At 68.3% G+C, this 13,871-nt stretch carries 17 protein-coding genes; 5 read left to right on the forward strand and 12 right to left on the reverse strand.

The genetic code is table 11. From position 1 onward, the window contains the following. Nucleotides 1-16 precede the first annotated feature (16 nt). On the forward strand, nt 17-406 hold the full coding sequence (locus DVK03_RS00750; protein ID WP_115801996.1) for a hypothetical protein: 390 nt from the start codon (nt 17-19) through the stop codon (nt 404-406). Nucleotides 407-534: 128 nt separating this feature from the next. Beyond that, nucleotides 535-720 (forward strand): hypothetical protein, encoded by a 186-nt coding sequence (locus DVK03_RS00755; RefSeq protein WP_223173859.1) that lies wholly within the window; start codon nt 535-537, stop codon nt 718-720. A gap of 33 nt (nt 721-753) precedes the next feature. Here DVK03_RS00755 and DVK03_RS00760 read toward each other — a convergent pair whose 3' ends face one another. The 7 genes from DVK03_RS00760 to hemB form a co-directional block, all read right to left on the reverse strand. Beyond that, nucleotides 754-2,091, reverse strand: coding sequence for a glutamate-1-semialdehyde 2,1-aminomutase (locus DVK03_RS00760; protein ID WP_115801997.1), 1,338 nt, complete (start codon nt 2,089-2,091; stop codon nt 754-756). A 142-nt stretch (nt 2,092-2,233) separates the two neighbouring features. Next, a complete protein-coding gene (locus tag DVK03_RS00765; RefSeq protein WP_115801998.1) occupies nt 2,234-2,941 on the reverse strand; it encodes a type II CAAX prenyl endopeptidase Rce1 family protein in 708 nt (235 codons plus the stop codon). A 192-nt stretch (nt 2,942-3,133) separates the two neighbouring features. Then, nucleotides 3,134-3,505, reverse strand: coding sequence for a P-II family nitrogen regulator (locus DVK03_RS20210; protein ID WP_115801999.1), 372 nt, complete (start codon nt 3,503-3,505; stop codon nt 3,134-3,136). Between the two features lie 3 nt (nt 3,506-3,508). Beyond that, a complete protein-coding gene (locus tag DVK03_RS00775) occupies nt 3,509-4,879 on the reverse strand; it encodes an ammonium transporter (RefSeq protein ID WP_115802000.1) in 1,371 nt (456 codons plus the stop codon). A gap of 379 nt (nt 4,880-5,258) precedes the next feature. Further along, entirely contained in the window at nt 5,259-5,618 is a 360-nt protein-coding gene (locus DVK03_RS00780; RefSeq protein WP_004045143.1) for a P-II family nitrogen regulator, read from the reverse strand. Then, on the reverse strand, nt 5,615-7,033 hold the full coding sequence (locus DVK03_RS00785) for an ammonium transporter (protein ID WP_004045146.1): 1,419 nt from the start codon (nt 7,031-7,033) through the stop codon (nt 5,615-5,617). The genes DVK03_RS00780 and DVK03_RS00785 overlap by 4 nt, the downstream gene beginning before the upstream one ends. Before the next feature lie 340 nt (nt 7,034-7,373). Further along, complete coding sequence (hemB, locus tag DVK03_RS00790) at nt 7,374-8,357, reverse strand: porphobilinogen synthase (RefSeq protein WP_115802001.1); 984 nt, start codon at nt 8,355-8,357, stop codon at nt 7,374-7,376. A gap of 105 nt (nt 8,358-8,462) precedes the next feature. On the opposite strand from hemB, the gene DVK03_RS00795 reads away from it, so the two are divergent. Next, nucleotides 8,463-8,975, forward strand: a complete 513-nt coding sequence (locus tag DVK03_RS00795) for a DedA family protein (RefSeq protein WP_006600828.1) — start codon at nt 8,463-8,465, stop codon at nt 8,973-8,975. A gap of 80 nt (nt 8,976-9,055) precedes the next feature. Here DVK03_RS00795 and DVK03_RS19900 read toward each other — a convergent pair whose 3' ends face one another. Both DVK03_RS19900 and DVK03_RS00800 read right to left on the reverse strand, forming a co-directional pair. Further along, nucleotides 9,056-9,220 (reverse strand): DUF6757 family protein, encoded by a 165-nt coding sequence (locus DVK03_RS19900; protein ID WP_004045157.1) that lies wholly within the window; start codon nt 9,218-9,220, stop codon nt 9,056-9,058. A gap of 75 nt (nt 9,221-9,295) precedes the next feature. Continuing rightward, complete coding sequence (locus tag DVK03_RS00800; RefSeq protein ID WP_115802002.1) at nt 9,296-10,090, reverse strand: PHP domain-containing protein; 795 nt, start codon at nt 10,088-10,090, stop codon at nt 9,296-9,298. 132 nt (nt 10,091-10,222) lie between these two features. Between DVK03_RS00800 and DVK03_RS00805 the strand changes: the two genes are divergently transcribed. Further along, a complete protein-coding gene (locus tag DVK03_RS00805; RefSeq protein ID WP_004045161.1) occupies nt 10,223-10,507 on the forward strand; it encodes a hypothetical protein in 285 nt (94 codons plus the stop codon). Nucleotides 10,508-10,669: 162 nt separating this feature from the next. Here DVK03_RS00805 and DVK03_RS00810 read toward each other — a convergent pair whose 3' ends face one another. Then, nucleotides 10,670-11,677 (reverse strand): DUF5784 family protein, encoded by a 1,008-nt coding sequence (locus DVK03_RS00810; protein WP_004065752.1) that lies wholly within the window; start codon nt 11,675-11,677, stop codon nt 10,670-10,672. Nucleotides 11,678-11,842: 165 nt separating this feature from the next. Between DVK03_RS00810 and DVK03_RS19905 the strand changes: the two genes are divergently transcribed. Next, entirely contained in the window at nt 11,843-12,019 is a 177-nt protein-coding gene (locus DVK03_RS19905; RefSeq protein WP_004045169.1) for a DUF5786 family protein, read from the forward strand. A 27-nt stretch (nt 12,020-12,046) separates the two neighbouring features. On the opposite strand, the gene DVK03_RS00815 is transcribed toward DVK03_RS19905, so the two are convergent. After that, nucleotides 12,047-12,742 carry a hypothetical protein gene (locus DVK03_RS00815; protein WP_115802003.1) on the reverse strand — a complete coding sequence of 232 codons (696 nt, stop codon included), beginning with the start codon at nt 12,740-12,742 and terminating at the stop codon, nt 12,047-12,049. A 103-nt stretch (nt 12,743-12,845) separates the two neighbouring features. Beyond that, a complete protein-coding gene (locus tag DVK03_RS00820; protein ID WP_115802004.1) occupies nt 12,846-13,778 on the reverse strand; it encodes an NAD(P)H-binding protein in 933 nt (310 codons plus the stop codon). Nucleotides 13,779-13,871 lie beyond the last annotated feature (93 nt).

Here is a 13,871-nt window from a genome sequence, read left to right on the forward strand (position 1 = left end):
CGCGACGACCCGGACGATGCCCGCCCTCGATTCGGCCGTCCGGCAGGTCGGTGACTTCGTGGTCGTCGCCCTCCTCCTGTTCGGCCTGACCTCGGTCGTCGCGCCCCTCGACCTGTTTCTCTCGTCGGTCGGCGTCGAACCGCCGTGGTTCGCCGGCCTCGTCGCGGCCGCGCTCGTCGCGCTCGCGCTCCTCCTCGCGCGCCCCCTCCGCCTCCGACTCGTCGCCCGCGTCTGGGGCGTCGGTCTCGTCGTGACCGCCGTCTGGATTCCGCTGTTGGTCTTCCTCGAACTCCAAGGAGACCCGGTCGGCATCCTCGTCTCGTGGGCGGCCGCGCTCGGCGTCGGCGTCGCCCTGACCTACCCGCCGCTGTGGCGGGCGGCCGAGGCGCGACTGCGGGTCGAGTGAGGCGCGTTCGGCCCGGCCCGGCCCGGCCCGGGTCGAAGTCGCGACGGACGGTCCTCGCTCGCCTCGGCCGCCTCGCAGCCGTGTCGAAGTGCCGAACAGTTATCGGCCTCCGCGACGACGCCGCCGACGTGAACAGGTCCGCCCGTCTCGCCCTCACCTTCGGCGTCGCGTTCGTCGTCGCGCTCCCGCTCGGCTTCATCTTCGCGCCGGACCCGACCGGCATCGCCCCGCTGTTCCTCACCGCCGGACTGGCCGCCGTCTTCGGACTGCCGGTGTACTTCGGGCTCTCTCGGGCGAGCGGGTCGGAGTCGTGAAAAAGCGCGCGACCGGCGAATCGTCGATTATGGTTATAGCGCCGCTTTGTACGCTTCCAGCGTCTTCTCGATGTCCTCGTCGGTGTGGGCGTAGGAGACGAACTGCGATTCGAACTGGTTCGCCGTGAGGAACACGCCCCGGTCTTTCATCTCCTGCCAGAAGACGCGCTCCCAGCGGTCGGTCTCGGCGTTCGACACGTCCGCGCCGGTCTTCGGACAGGCGTCGTAGTTGGGACACGACTCGACCTGCGAACAGCCGTCGGCGCAGGCGTCGGCGCGCTCGGTCGCGCCGTGGCGCGTGAACACCGTCTTGAACATCGAGTCCGTGCCGACGACGGTGTACTCGGGTGCTTGGTCTTCGAGGATGTCCGTGATACCCGCCCGAAGCTTCTCGCCGAGGCGGTCGACGTGCCCGTACACGTCGTTTTCGGCGGCGTACTTCAGGTACTCGTGGCCCGCGGCCATCGTGACCGGGTGGCCCGAGAACGTGCCCGACTGGAACACGTCGCCGCCGGGGGTGAACTGCTCGACGAGTTCGGCCTTCCCGCCGACCGCGCCGACGGGGAAGCCGCCGCCGATAATCTTCCCGAACGTCGTGAGGTCGGGCGTGACGCCGAACTTGCCCTGCGCGCACTGGAGACCGCCGACGCGGAAGCCGGTGATGACCTCGTCGAAGATGAGGAGCGCGCCGTGTGCCTCGGTCACGTCGCGGAGGGCTTCGAGGTAGCCGTCGACCGGGTGGACGATGCCCGTGTTCGCCAGAATCGGCTCGGTCAGCACCGCAGCGATGTCCTCGCCGTGTTCCGCGAACACCTCGCGGACGGTCTCCTCGTCGTTGAACGGGACGGGGATGGTGTGGTCAGCGAACGACGAGGGGATGCCGGGCGTCGAGGGCTTCGCGCCGTCGGGGCCGCCCTCGACGAGGGTGGACTCCTGTGCGCCGTGGTAGCCGCCCTGCATGACGACGATTTTGTCGCGGCCGGTGACGCCGCGGGCGAGGCGGACCGCCGAGACGGTCGCCTCCGTGCCGGAGTTGACGAATCGGAGCATCTCGACGGAGGGGACGTGCCGCGCGACGAACTCGGCGTGTTCGACCTCGATTTCGGTCGGCGCGCCGTACATCGGCCCCGCGGCGGCGTGCTTCTGGACCGCCGACTGGACGGGTTCGGGCGCGTCGTGGCCGTACAGCAGCGGCCCGTAGCCCATCACGTAGTCGACGTAGCGGTTCCCGTCGGCGTCGATGACGTGTGCGCCGTCGCCGCGCTCGACGAAGAACGGGTACGGTTGGGTCGCCCGGACGGAGGAGTTCACGCCGCCCGCGAGCACGGACAGCGCGCGGTCGTACAGCGCCCTTGACTCGTCGTGGTTCATGCGCGGCGGTTCGGCCGCTCGCGGGAAAGACCTTACTGGGCCGGCCGCACCTGCCGCCGGCGAACCAGTAGACGGGGCGACGCCCGCCCGGCCGGCGTCGCGGGACTGCGGCGACCTATCGGTTCGCTCCGGCGGCGGCGACCTACCGCGCCGTTCCGTCCGCGGCCGCGTCAGCGCCGTCGGCGTCGCCGGCGTCCTCGACCGACCCGGCCAACAGCAGTCCGACCGCGTCGTTGAGCGCGTGGATGCAGACGAGCGCGACCACGTCGCGCACGAGGAGGTACATAATCGTCGTCAGGAGCGCGGGGACGGCGATTCTGGCGACCGCGCCGCGCTCCCAGCCGACGGCGTGGCTCGCGGTGAACGCGGCGAACGAGACGCCGCCCGCGAGGAGCGGACTGCCGGTGAGTTCGAGCAGGCGCTCGATAGCGTAGCCGTGGAACAGCACTTCCTCCGTAATCCCGGCGGTCCCGGACACGAACAGTCGGTGTCTGACCGACAGCGAACCCAACCCGGACATCCCCTCGTCGAGGCCGCCCACGCCGAGTCGGTCGAAGACGGGCGTCGTCACCGCGTTCGCGGCGAACAGGACGAAGACGCCGCCGCCGACCACCGCGACGAACGCGAGGGGGGCAAGCGAGCGGCCGGTCATCGAGGACAGCGGCCGCCCCTCGACGACGAGCACGTAGCCGCACAGGAGGGCGAAGACGGCCCACTTGTTCGCGTCGCTGACGAGGAGGTCGGCGCGGAGGTCGTCGGGCTCGGCGAGATATCGGTCGGCGAGCAGGCCGACGCCGGCCATCCCGAACAGCGCGACGGCGAGTCCGCCGAGGACAGCGACAGTCACCACGTGGAGCCACCGCTCATCGTCACGACGCTCGGTGCGGAGGGGAAAAACGGTTTCGCGTGGGTTCGGCTCTCGCCCCGTGGGGGGCCACCGGTACGTTCGGCCGAGCGCGTATAACCCCGTCGCCCGTCAGGCTGACGACGCCGGGGACGGCTCGGCGCGACCGAACCGAACGAAAACAGCGGTCGGCGGCGTTCAGACCGCGTCGCGGCCGGTCTTGCCGGTGCGGACCTGCACCGCGCTCTCGACGGGGAGGGTGAACACCTTCCCGTCGCCTTTCTCGCCGGTCTGGGCGGCGTCGGCGATGGCGTCGACCACGTCGTCGGCCGGAATGTCAGCGACGACGCACTCGACTTTGACCTTCTGGTGGAGGTCGACGGTGTACTCCTCGCCGCGCCACTGCCCCTTCTTCGCGGGCTGGGAGCCGCGGCCGGAGACGTTGGTGACGGTGAGCGACGGCGCGCCGATTTCGGCCAGCGCGGTCTTCACGTCCGAGAGCTTGTCGGGGCGGATGACCGCCATCACCATCTTGATTTCGCCGTCGTTCGGAGCGTCTGCATCACTCATGGGTTAGTCCTCCCGTCCCGTCGTCATGAATCCATCCCCGCTCGGGACGCCGGAGCCGTCGGTGCGGATGCCGGTGTCGTGGTCGGGCGAGCCGAACTCGGGGTAGGTGTCGACGCCGTGTTCGGCCGTGTCGAGGCCCTCGCGCTCGTGGTCCGAGGAGACGCGGACCTGTCCGAGGGCGCGGAAGCCGCCGAAGACGACCGCGGTGGCGACGAACGTCCAGATGGCGATGACGCCGACGCCGATGACCTGCGGGACGGCCAGCGAGACGAACGACGCGCCGTCGTGCCACAGCGGGACGGCGAACACGGGGTAGAGCAGCGCCCCGAGGACGCCCGCGGAGCCGTGGACGGGGAAGACCGCGCACACGTCGTCGATGCGGAGGCGCTTTTCGACGAACTCGAAGACGACCGGGAGCTGCGCGCCGGCGAGGAGGCCGACGACCAGCGCGCCCGGCCAGACGATGTCGTCGGCGATGGCGGTGATGCCGACCAGGCCGGCGAGGACGCCGTTGGCGACGTAGAGCGTGTCGACCTTGCCGGTCTTGTACATGGCGACGCCGCCAGCGCCGATTGCGCCCGCGGCCATGCCGAGGGTCGTCACGAGGGCGACCCGGCCGACGTAGGCGAACGAGCCGAGCGTGACCGCGCCGTCAGCGTACGCGAGCGGCGCGGCGGCGGTGCCGACGTTGAAGCCGTACCAGCCGAACGCGAGGATGAGCGTACCGAGGACGGCGAACGTGATGGAGTGACCGGGAATGACGTTCGCGGTGCCGTCGGGCTTGAAGCGGTCCATGCGCGGGCCGATAATCCACGCCGCGGTGAGGCCGGCGATGCCGCCCATGCCGTGGACGATCATGCCGCCGGCGAAGTCGTGGAAGCCGAGGGCGTCGAGGAAGCCGCCGCCCCACGTGAAGCCGACCACGACGGGGTAGATGACGCCCGCGATGAGGATGGTGTACGTGAGGTACGCGCGGAGCCGGGCGCGACCCGCCACGGCACCGGAGACGATGGTGGCGGCGGTCATGGCGAAGACGGCCCCGAACAGCCAGTCGACCCACGCCGTCGTCGCCGAGGCGTCGGGCGCGTAGAGGCTCATGAACGCCCCGGTGATGTCCAGCGCGGAGCCGCTGGTGAGGGCGGCGACGATGGACGACACGGCCGCGCCGAGCAGGAAGAACACGATGACGCCGATACTCCACGTCAGCAGGTTCTTGGTCAGTTGGTTGGCGACGTTCTTCGCGCGGACCTGCCCGGCTTCGAGCATGGCGAAGCCGGCGTGCATGAAGAAGATGAGGAACGTGACCGTGAGGACCCACACGAGGTTCACGCCCTCGACGACCGAGGCGAGGTCGGTCTGCAAGGGTGTCAACATACGATGCCTCCGGCGAGCGGTTCGAGCTGGGAAGTTGGACAGTCGTTCATATTGGTGCTCGATTCGCGACCGAATGTCTCGCGAACCATGAGAGATGCTATCTCAAGACGTTCATATAACGGTTCGCGTTGACAAACGTCTACAAAATGGTGTTCTGAGAGACGTATGTCCGATATAAGATGAAATATGTCTTGTATAAGGTCGTAAGGTTGGCACTCAGTGAACAAATGTTGCCACACAACCCTACGAACGTAGTGTCGGAAAAGTAAACAGAACGACGTGGGGCGTTCGTCGAACCCCGGTCAGGTGCGCACTCGCGCGGACCACGACGAGAGCGGCGAAAGGAGACTTCCAGTCGGCTTCGGTCGCAGTTGCGCGCTCAGACCGCCGTCTCGCCCTCCTTGCCGGTACGGACCTGCACCGCGCTCTCGACGGGGAGCACGAATATCTTGCCGTCGCCTTTCTCGCCGGTCTGGGCGGCGTCGGCGATGGCGTCGACCACGTCGTCGGCGGGGATGTCGGCGACGACGCACTCGACTTTGACCTTCTGGTGGAGGTCGACGGTGTACTCCTCGCCGCGCCACTGCCCCTTCTTCGCGGGCTGGGAGCCGCGGCCGGAGACGTTGGTGACGGTGAGCGACGGCGCGCCGACCTCTGCGAGCGCGGTCTTCACGTCCGAGAGCTTGTCGGGGCGGATGATGGCCATCACCATCTTGATGCCCTGTTCTCCGTCGCTCATTGGCTGTCACCTCCGTTGGCTTCGACGGTCTCGTCTTGCTCGACGCCACCGTCGGTGCGGACGTCGCTGCCGCCGTCGGTCGCCGTGGGCGAGCCGAGCGCGCCGTCGGGACCGGCGTCGCCGACGAATTCGGGGTAGACCGAGACGCCGTGTTCGCCGGCGTCGAGGCCCTCTTCTTCCTCTTCTTCCGAGACGCGGAGGCCGAAGACGGCGTCCGCGATGGCGAAGACGACGGCCGAGGCGATGATGGTCCACGCGGCGATGACGACCACGCCGACGACCTGCATCACGAGCTGGGTGCCGGAGAAGCCGCTCACCGCGAAGACCGGGATGAGCGCCGTGCCGACCGCGCCCGCGACGCCGTGGACGGCGAAGACGCCACACACGTCGTCGATTTTGAGCGAGTCGACGGTCCAGCGGTACGCCGGCAGGACGATTGCGCCGCCGAGCGCGCCGAGGATGAGGCCGCCCCACCACGTGACGTGGGGGACAGCGCCGGTGACTGCGACGAGCCCGGCGAGCAGGCCGTTCGCCATCCAGAGGGGGTCGGGCTTGCCCTGGTAGCTCGTCGAGACGATCATCGCGGCGACCGCGCCGGCGCCCATACCGAGGGTCGTCACGAGGGCGACGCGACCGAGCGCGGCACCCATGAACTCCAGTCCGCCGCTGTCGGTGGCCGCGAGGACGGTCGCCTGCGTGCCGACGTTGAAGCCGTACCAGCCGAACGCGAGGATGAGCGTGCCGAGGACGGCGAGCAGCATCGAGTGGCCCGGGATGGGCTGGCTGTTGCCGTTCGAGTCGAAGCGGCCCTTACGCGGGCCGACCATCTTCGCGCCGACGAGGCCGGCGACGCCGCCGCACATGTGGACGACGGTCGCACCGGCGAAGTCGAGGTAGCCGACGCCGAGCGCGGCACCGATGTAGCCGCCACTCGAGAGGAGACCACCGGACCACGTCAGGCCCTGCACGACGGGGTAGATGAACCCCGTGATGGTCGCCGCGAAGACGATGTACGCGCGGAAGTCCATGCGCTCTGCGACCGCGCCGGAGACGATGGTGGCGGCGGTCATGGCGAAGACGGCCCCGAACAGCCAGTCAATCCACGCGCCGGAGTCTCCGATGTACGAGAACGCGGCGGCGACGTCGAAGCCGCCGGGCGACGTGAGGCCGCCGACGATTGTCGCGACCCCCGCGCCGACGAGGAAGTAGACGAGCACGCCGAGCGCCCAGTCGGTCATGTTCTTCATCAGCACGTTGCCCACGTTCTTCGCGCGTACCTGCCCTGCCTCTAAGAGCGCGAAGCCCGGCTGCATGAAGAAGATGAGGAACGAGACGACGAGGATCCAGACGTAGTTGACCCCCTGCGCGATAACGCTCGGGTCGACTTGGAGCGGTATCACGACTGCCCACCCCATGCGGTCTCCGGTGACCGTTCAGTTACTTTTGCTCCGTATCCGTGTGGATTCTGGTGCTTCATCACGGTTCGGCTTCATGGTGAGTTAGTACATAAAGTGTGGGGTTGGTTTTGTCAAATTTACTGGGGTGTAATACCACAACTGCACAAAATAGGCTAGAATATTACGCATATAAGGTTGTATATCGTCCAAGAGTTTTGAGATTCTCGGGCGTTCTCTGGACGAACGTTCAGGAAAATGTTGCCTGACAAGTGTGTTTTGGCCGTGCGCGCCGCGGTATCGTGTCCCGTGGTGCGCGTCTCGAACCGGTCGGTCGTGAGCGGTCGATTCGCCGCTCGTCTCAGTCGAGTTGCCGCGCGACGTGCTCCGCGAAGTACGTGATGATGAGGTCCGCGCCCGCCCGCTTCATCGACAGGAGCGACTCGCGGGCGACCGCGTCGAGGTCGAGCCAGCCCTTCTCGGCGGCGGCGTGGAGCATCGCGTACTCGCCGGAGACGTTGTAGGCGGCGACCGGGTGGTCGTAGCCCTCGCGGATGGCGCGGACGATGTCGAGATACGGCAGGCCCGGCTTGACCATCAGCACGTCCGCGCCCTGTTCGACGTCGAGGGCGACCTCGCGCAGCGCCTCCCGGGCGTTCGCGGGGTCCATCTGGTAGTGCCGTCGGTCACCGAACGCCGGCGCGCCGTCGGCCGCGTCGCGGAAGGGGCCGTAGAAGGCGCTCTCGTACTTCGCGGCGTAGGACATGATGGGTATCTCGTCGTGGCCGGCGTCGTCGAGCGCCGTGCGAATCGCGCCGACCATCCCGTCCATCGAGGCCGAGGGGGCGACCATGTCCGCGCCCGCCTCGGCGTGGGAGACGGCCGTCTCCGCGAGCAGGTCCAGCGTCGGCCCGTTTTCGACCGTCAGCGTCGGGTCGTCCTCGGCGTGGTCCTCCAGCACGCCGCAGTGGCCGTGGTCGGTGTACTCGCAGAGACAGACGTCGGTGATGACGTAGGCGTCCGTCTCGGCGGTGATGGCGCTGACGGCCTCCTGTACGACCCCGTTTCGCGCGTACGCGCTGGACCCCTCGGGGTCTTTCGACTCGGGGATGCCGAAGACGATGACGGCCTCGACGCCGGCCTCGCGCACCTCGGCGACGCGGTCGGCCGCCTCCGCGACCGGCACGCGCTCGTGGCCCGGCATGGATTCGATGGGGACGCGCTCGTCGGTCGTCGCGTCCACGAAGACGGGCGCGACGAGGTCGGTCGCGTCGAGGGTCGTCTCCGAGACGAGCGGCCGAATCCCGTCGGTTCGAAGCCTGCGGGGGCGGTCGGTGAACTTCATACGCCGGGTTCGGTCGGCGGCGGCAAAATGCCGTCGCTCCCGTCGGTTCGCGCCGCGTTATCCAAACCATAATGAACATGATTCCGCTCGAAACACGCATACGACATGAGCGCCTTCACCGCCCAACTCCCCGACTTCCTCCGCGAACTCCTCGCGTCCGACCTCGCCTTCGTCGCCCTCTTTTTCGTGTTCGTGCTGGAGGGCGCGATGCTCCTCTACGTCGCGCCGAGCGAACTCCTCGTCCCCGGTGCGCTGGTGCTGGTCGGCGAGCGACTGCTGCTTCCGATTCTCGCCGTCGCCGTGCTCGGCGCGACCGTCGGTCAGGTCGGACTGTTTCTCGTCGCCAAGCGGGGCGGCCGCGAGTATCTCCTGTCGCGGCCGTGGTTCCGCGTCAGCGAAGACTCCCTCGACCGGTTCGACGGCTGGTTCGACCGCTGGGGTCCCGTCGTCGTTCCGCTGAGCAACGCGATGCTGTTCACCCGCGGGATGCTCACCGTGCCGGCGGGGCTGTCCGGGATGTCGGTAAAGCGGTTCCTCGCGCTCTCGGCGCTCGGGACCGTCGTGTTCGAGAGCGCGCTCGCGGCGCTGTACGTGTTCGGCGGCCAAGTGCTCGCGTGAGCGGACGCGCCGCCGACCGAGGCGGGTCGGCGCGGCGGCGGTAGGCTGACGTTAGTGGAGGGACTGCTGTGGGGTGGCCGTCACTTTGTTCGGTTAATATCGAGTTTTTCCTTCAGGGCGGCGAGTTCCTCGGATTCGGCGAGTTCCTCGACCCGCTTGCGGAAGTGTCGCTCGCAGAGGCCGACCTTAATGTGGTCTTTCTCCGCGGCGTATGCGGCCTCACGGTCGCAGTAGTGACACTGCATACCGCCCCTTCAGTTCCGATAGGATTTAACTCTACGCCCCACGGCACGTTCCGGGTTATTCACGGACTAACACGGTTAGAAACCGTCTACCGCCGCGGCGAACCGGGCGAAGTCGGTCTCCGGCGGCCCGGCGCGGCCGAGCGTCTCGTCGTGGGCGTCGCTCCCGCCCGTGGCGAGCAGGCCGTAGCGCTCGACGGCCTCCTCGACGAGGTCCGCCTCGACATCGAAGCCGTAGGGATAGTAGCGTTCGACGGCGTCGAGGTCGGCACAGAGTTCGAGCGCGCCGGCGGGGTCGCGGTAGCGAAACGGGTGTGCGAGGCCGACCACGTCGCAGGCGTCTCGCAGGGCCGCCACGCCGTCGTCGAACGTCGGGAGTTCGCGCGCGACGTAGCAGGGACCGTCCGCGCCGATGAGTTCGTCGAACGCGCCCTGGTAGTCGTAGGGTGCCTCGCTGGCGTCGATTGCGCGGGCGACGTGCGGCCGGCCGACGCCGTCGTGGATGTCGATGTCGAGGCGGACTCCGGTCTCTTCCTCGACCGCCGCGACGATTTCGCGCGCCCGTTCGACGCGGTTCCGCTGGAGTCGTTCGACCGTCTCGACGAGAGCGGGCCGCTCCCTGAGACCGTACCCGAGGAGGTCGACCCGGCGGTCGCCGGCGTCGACGCGCAGTTCGATGCCGCGGACGACTGTCACGCCGTCGCGTTCGACCACCGGCGCGTCGAGCTCCGGGTGATAGCGGTCGTGGTCCGTCACGGCCACCACGTCCACCCCGCCCGCGCGGGCCGCGTCCGGGAGCGCGTCGATAGTGAGCCGGCCGTCCGAGGCGGTCGTGTGGAGATGGAGGTCCGCGACCGGCGGGCTTTCGTCCATGTCTCGTGGTCGGGGCGAGGGGGAGACAAACGTTGCGCCCAGTACGTCATTAAGGACGATTAAGGACTCCAATGCCACTAATCAAATACATGGAAAATCATTAAGGATGGTGGCGGTCCAGTTGTGGGTGTAATGCGCCTGAACGGACTCGGCGACGCGATTGATCGCCACGAATACCCGATTAGCTCGACCGACTTCGCCCAACGTCACGGCGACGAAGTAATCGAGCTCCAGAACGGTCAGGAGACCGTCGCACAAATCCTGGCCCGTCTCGGCGACGAGACGTACACGTGCCCGCAGGACGTGCGGGACGCCCTCTTGACCGGTGTCGGACACGAGGCAATCGGTCGCCGCTACTACAGTGACCGCGACCCGTCCCCGCTCGGTGAGAACGGACCAGAGATGGTCTCGTTCTGAGGTCGGCTCTCGTCTCGCTCCGATTTTTCTTTCTCCCCGCGATTCCCGAGCCGTCGGCTCGGCGTCTCGCTCGTTGATTCGTTCATTCGCTGATTCGCCCGTGTCACCGCCGTTCACGGGCCGAAGCGGCCGACAGCCGACGGCCGACAGGAGTCCGCCCCGTCACTCGGTGAGCCACGGCAGGTCCACCGGGACCGACCCCTTGGAGTAGCCTTCGACCGCTCCCGACGGCCGGAGGCGGAAGACGACGGCCGGTCGGTGCCGAACGTCGGGCTTCTCGCCCATGATGGCGGCCCAGTCGTCGTCGGGGAACGACGAACAGTCGACGAACAGCGTCACGCCGCCGCCGTGTTCCGCGAGTTGGCCTTCACCGTTGGTCTTGGTCTGAGCCGTGTCGCGGATGGCGGCGACGGGGTTGCTCACGGAGCGTCGGTTCGGCGGCAGCGGGCGCGTCACCTCGATGAGCGCGCCGCCCGCGCGGGTGTTCTCGGCGCGGAAGTCGATGGAGTGGCCGGTCGCCACGGCGATTTCGGGCGTGATGTCGTAGCCCGCGTCGTCGAGGAGGTACGCCACGTCGAACTCGCCCATCGCCGCGGCCATCCGTATCGGGTCGAAGTACTCCGAGGTGCCGAGCTTTCCGGCCATGACCTCGCGGTACTCGTCGAGGACGCCCGTGGCGAAAAACGACTCGTAGAACTCTAGGGCCTCCTCGCGGGTCGCGTCCGGGAAGCCCGCGGCGTGGTCGTGGAAGAACTCGCGGGTCGTCTCGCGGCCGTCCTTCGAGAGGAACACCGGGAGGAAGAACCACGAGAGGTGCGGATAGGGCTTCAGCCACGGCGACTGGTCGAACAGCTCGGCGATGAGCTCGCGCTGGGCCCACCGGGAGACCTCGAAGGGGGCCTCGTCGAAGCCCTCCTTGTCGGTCCGCCACAGCGAACTCGGCGTCTCGGTGTTGCCGATCCAGTAGGCGTGGTCGTCGGTCCACGCGAACAGCGCGGTGTCGCCGTTGTCCATATCGAACCGTCGGGCCTCGTAGCCGTCGGGCGGTGCGTACCACGGCGCACCCATCTCGGCACCGAGGTTGGCGTCGAGCGGCTGGAAGACGTCGCGGCCGATGCGCGACTCGTCCCAGCGACCGGGGGCGTAACGAAAGCGAAGCGGGCGTGCCACACACGGTGTAGTTCGGCGATTGTTTTTACGCTTTCCTGCGACAGCCCCGAATTTCGGCTCCATCCCCGCTCGGTTCGGCGCTCCGGTCCCCCGTCTCCAGAATATCACGATTGTGAACGTCTCCGATAGTTATATGTGGTACTCTACCACATGGTAAGTCGAACCATGTCAATGGGGGCATACGACGAAGCCGAACACGAACGCCGCGAGCGGATGACGAGTCAGGTCGAACCCGGTACCGACGACGACCGGAAGACGTACCACGGCAGCGTCGAGTACGACTCCGGCGACTCGACCGACGCGCTGCTCGAACAGTTCAAGCGGATGAAGTCCGACGACTGACCCGTCCCTCTCCTGTTCCTGCGTCCCTCACGTCCTCGTCAGCGCCGCCGCCGTCACCGAGACGACGGTCACGGCGACGACGTGCCCGCCGACCGCGAGCAACAGCACCGGCTGGTCCGCGACGAACGGGAGCAACAGCACCTGCGCGGCCGCGAAGCCGACGTTCAGGAGGTTCACTCGCCTGACTGTCTCGGCGGTCGGACCGTCGAATCGGTAGCGAACGGCCCCCCAGAGGCCGACGACGGCCGCCCACCACGACGTGCCGATTCGGTAACAGAGGTCCCAGAGGACGAGCAGCGTCAGGTAGACGACCACGACCGGCGGCTCGGGGCCGAACAGCGTCGTTATGAGCGGCGTCCCCGGCTGTCGCGGGTCGAAGACGAACAGATGCGTCACGAGCGCGACGAACGCGAGCACGCCCAGCACGACTTCGATGCTCGACCCGAACAGCAGGCGTCGATAGGGAGCGGGCACTCTCGCGGCGCGGGTCCACTCGCCCATGCGGAGCATCACGACGCTCCCCGCGGCCGCGACGACGATGGCCGCGGTGCCCGCGACCGCCGCGGCCCACAGGTCGTACACCCACGCGAAGACGAGCACCGCGACCTCGAACACGGCGATTTGGAGGGCGATAGCGCCCGCCTCACCGATGTTCACGCCCGGGAGCGCGCCGACGATGCTCTCGTACACCCACGTCTCGCCGTACTCCGGGGCGTCGTTCATGTCCCGCTCCTACGGCCCCGCGGTATATCAATCGCCGCCGCGCTCGGGATGCTCGGGGCGGTCGGGGCGGTCGAGGTGCGCGGACGGGCGGTTCGGGTCCCGTTCACGTCGGGGTCGTCGACGCCGGTTCGACGGTTTTCTCCCGCTGCTCGCGCTCCCCGCGGAGCGCCCGCTCAACCGCGGCGTCGAACGGCGTCTCGTCCACCGCGACGATGTCGCGGATGCGGTCGTCGCCCACGACGACGGGGTTTTTCAGCCCCTCGATGAGCGGGCGGGCGACGCCCGTGTCCACGTCGGTCACGAGGCCGATCCAGTACGACGAGAGCCGCGGCGTCAACACGGGCACGGGGACGATTCGCGGCGCGTGGCCCAACTGCGCGCCGACGCGCTGGAGCATCTCCCGATAGGTGAGCACGTCGGGGCCGCCGATTTCGTAGGTCTCGCCCGCCGTCTCGGGGTGGTCGAGGACGCCCGCGAGGTAGGCGACCACGTCCGCGATGGCGACGGGCTGACACCGCGTCTCGACCCACTGCGGCGTCACCATGACCGGGAGACGCGTGGCGAGCTGGCGGACCATCTCGAAGCTCGCGCTCCCCGCGCCGACGATGATGGCCGCCCGGAGCGTCGTGAGTGCGGGCGCGCCCGACGCGAGAATGTGTTCGACCTCGCGGCGCGACCGCAGATGCGCCGAGAGTTGGTCGCGGTCCTCGCCGAGGCCGCCGAGGTAGACGAGTCGTTCGACGCCGGCGGACCCGGCGGCGTCCACGAAGTTGCGGGCGGCGAGCCGGTCGCGCGCCTCGAAGTCGCCGCCGGCGTGCATCGAGTGGATGAGGTAGTACGCCGCGTCCACCCCCGCCATCGCGGGGTCGAGCGTCGCCGGTTCGAAGATGTCGCCCTCGACCACCTCCACGCCGGGCGGACCGTCGTAGCGCGCCGCGTCGCGGACGAAGACGATCACGTCGTGGTCGGCGTCGAGGAGGAGGGGTACGAGGTGCCGGCCGACGAACCCGGTCGCACCGGTCACGAGCACTTTCATGCCATACGGTAGCGCCGCTCACGATGTTAACGTATCGCCCGTCCGACCGACCACCGACCGACCACCGACTGCTCGCTGACCTGACCGCGGACC

The organism is Haloferax sp. Atlit-109R, from assembly GCF_003665865.1.
Taxonomy (GTDB): Archaea; Halobacteriota; Halobacteria; order Halobacteriales; family Haloferacaceae; genus Haloferax; species Haloferax volcanii.

Bases quoted from the DNA above. Each gene is read 5' to 3' on its own strand.
- DVK03_RS19900 (WP_004045157.1), bottom strand. From the start codon at position 9,220: ATGCAGTGTCACTACTGCGACCGTGAGGCCGCATACGCCGCGGAGAAA.
- DVK03_RS00815 (WP_115802003.1), bottom strand. From the start codon at position 12,742: ATGAACGACGCCCCGGAGTACGGCGAGACGTGGGTGTACGAGAGCATC.
- DVK03_RS00805 (WP_004045161.1), top strand. From the start codon at position 10,223: ATGCGCCTGAACGGACTCGGCGACGCGATTGATCGCCACGAATACCCG.
- DVK03_RS00780 (WP_004045143.1), bottom strand. From the start codon at position 5,618: ATGAGCGACGGAGAACAGGGCATCAAGATGGTGATGGCCATCATCCGC.
- DVK03_RS00795 (WP_006600828.1), top strand. From the start codon at position 8,463: ATGAGCGCCTTCACCGCCCAACTCCCCGACTTCCTCCGCGAACTCCTC.
- DVK03_RS20210 (WP_115801999.1), bottom strand. From the start codon at position 3,505: ATGAGTGATGCAGACGCTCCGAACGACGGCGAAATCAAGATGGTGATG.
- hemB (WP_115802001.1), bottom strand. From the start codon at position 8,357: ATGAAGTTCACCGACCGCCCCCGCAGGCTTCGAACCGACGGGATTCGG.
- DVK03_RS00775 (WP_115802000.1), bottom strand. From the start codon at position 4,879: ATGTTGACACCCTTGCAGACCGACCTCGCCTCGGTCGTCGAGGGCGTG.
- DVK03_RS00760 (WP_115801997.1), bottom strand. From the start codon at position 2,091: ATGAACCACGACGAGTCAAGGGCGCTGTACGACCGCGCGCTGTCCGTG.
- DVK03_RS19905 (WP_004045169.1), top strand. From the start codon at position 11,843: ATGTCAATGGGGGCATACGACGAAGCCGAACACGAACGCCGCGAGCGG.
- DVK03_RS00820 (WP_115802004.1), bottom strand. From the start codon at position 13,778: ATGAAAGTGCTCGTGACCGGTGCGACCGGGTTCGTCGGCCGGCACCTC.
- DVK03_RS00785 (WP_004045146.1), bottom strand. From the start codon at position 7,033: ATGGGGTGGGCAGTCGTGATACCGCTCCAAGTCGACCCGAGCGTTATC.
- DVK03_RS00750 (WP_115801996.1), top strand. From the start codon at position 17: ATGCCCGCCCTCGATTCGGCCGTCCGGCAGGTCGGTGACTTCGTGGTC.
- DVK03_RS00800 (WP_115802002.1), bottom strand. From the start codon at position 10,090: ATGGACGAAAGCCCGCCGGTCGCGGACCTCCATCTCCACACGACCGCC.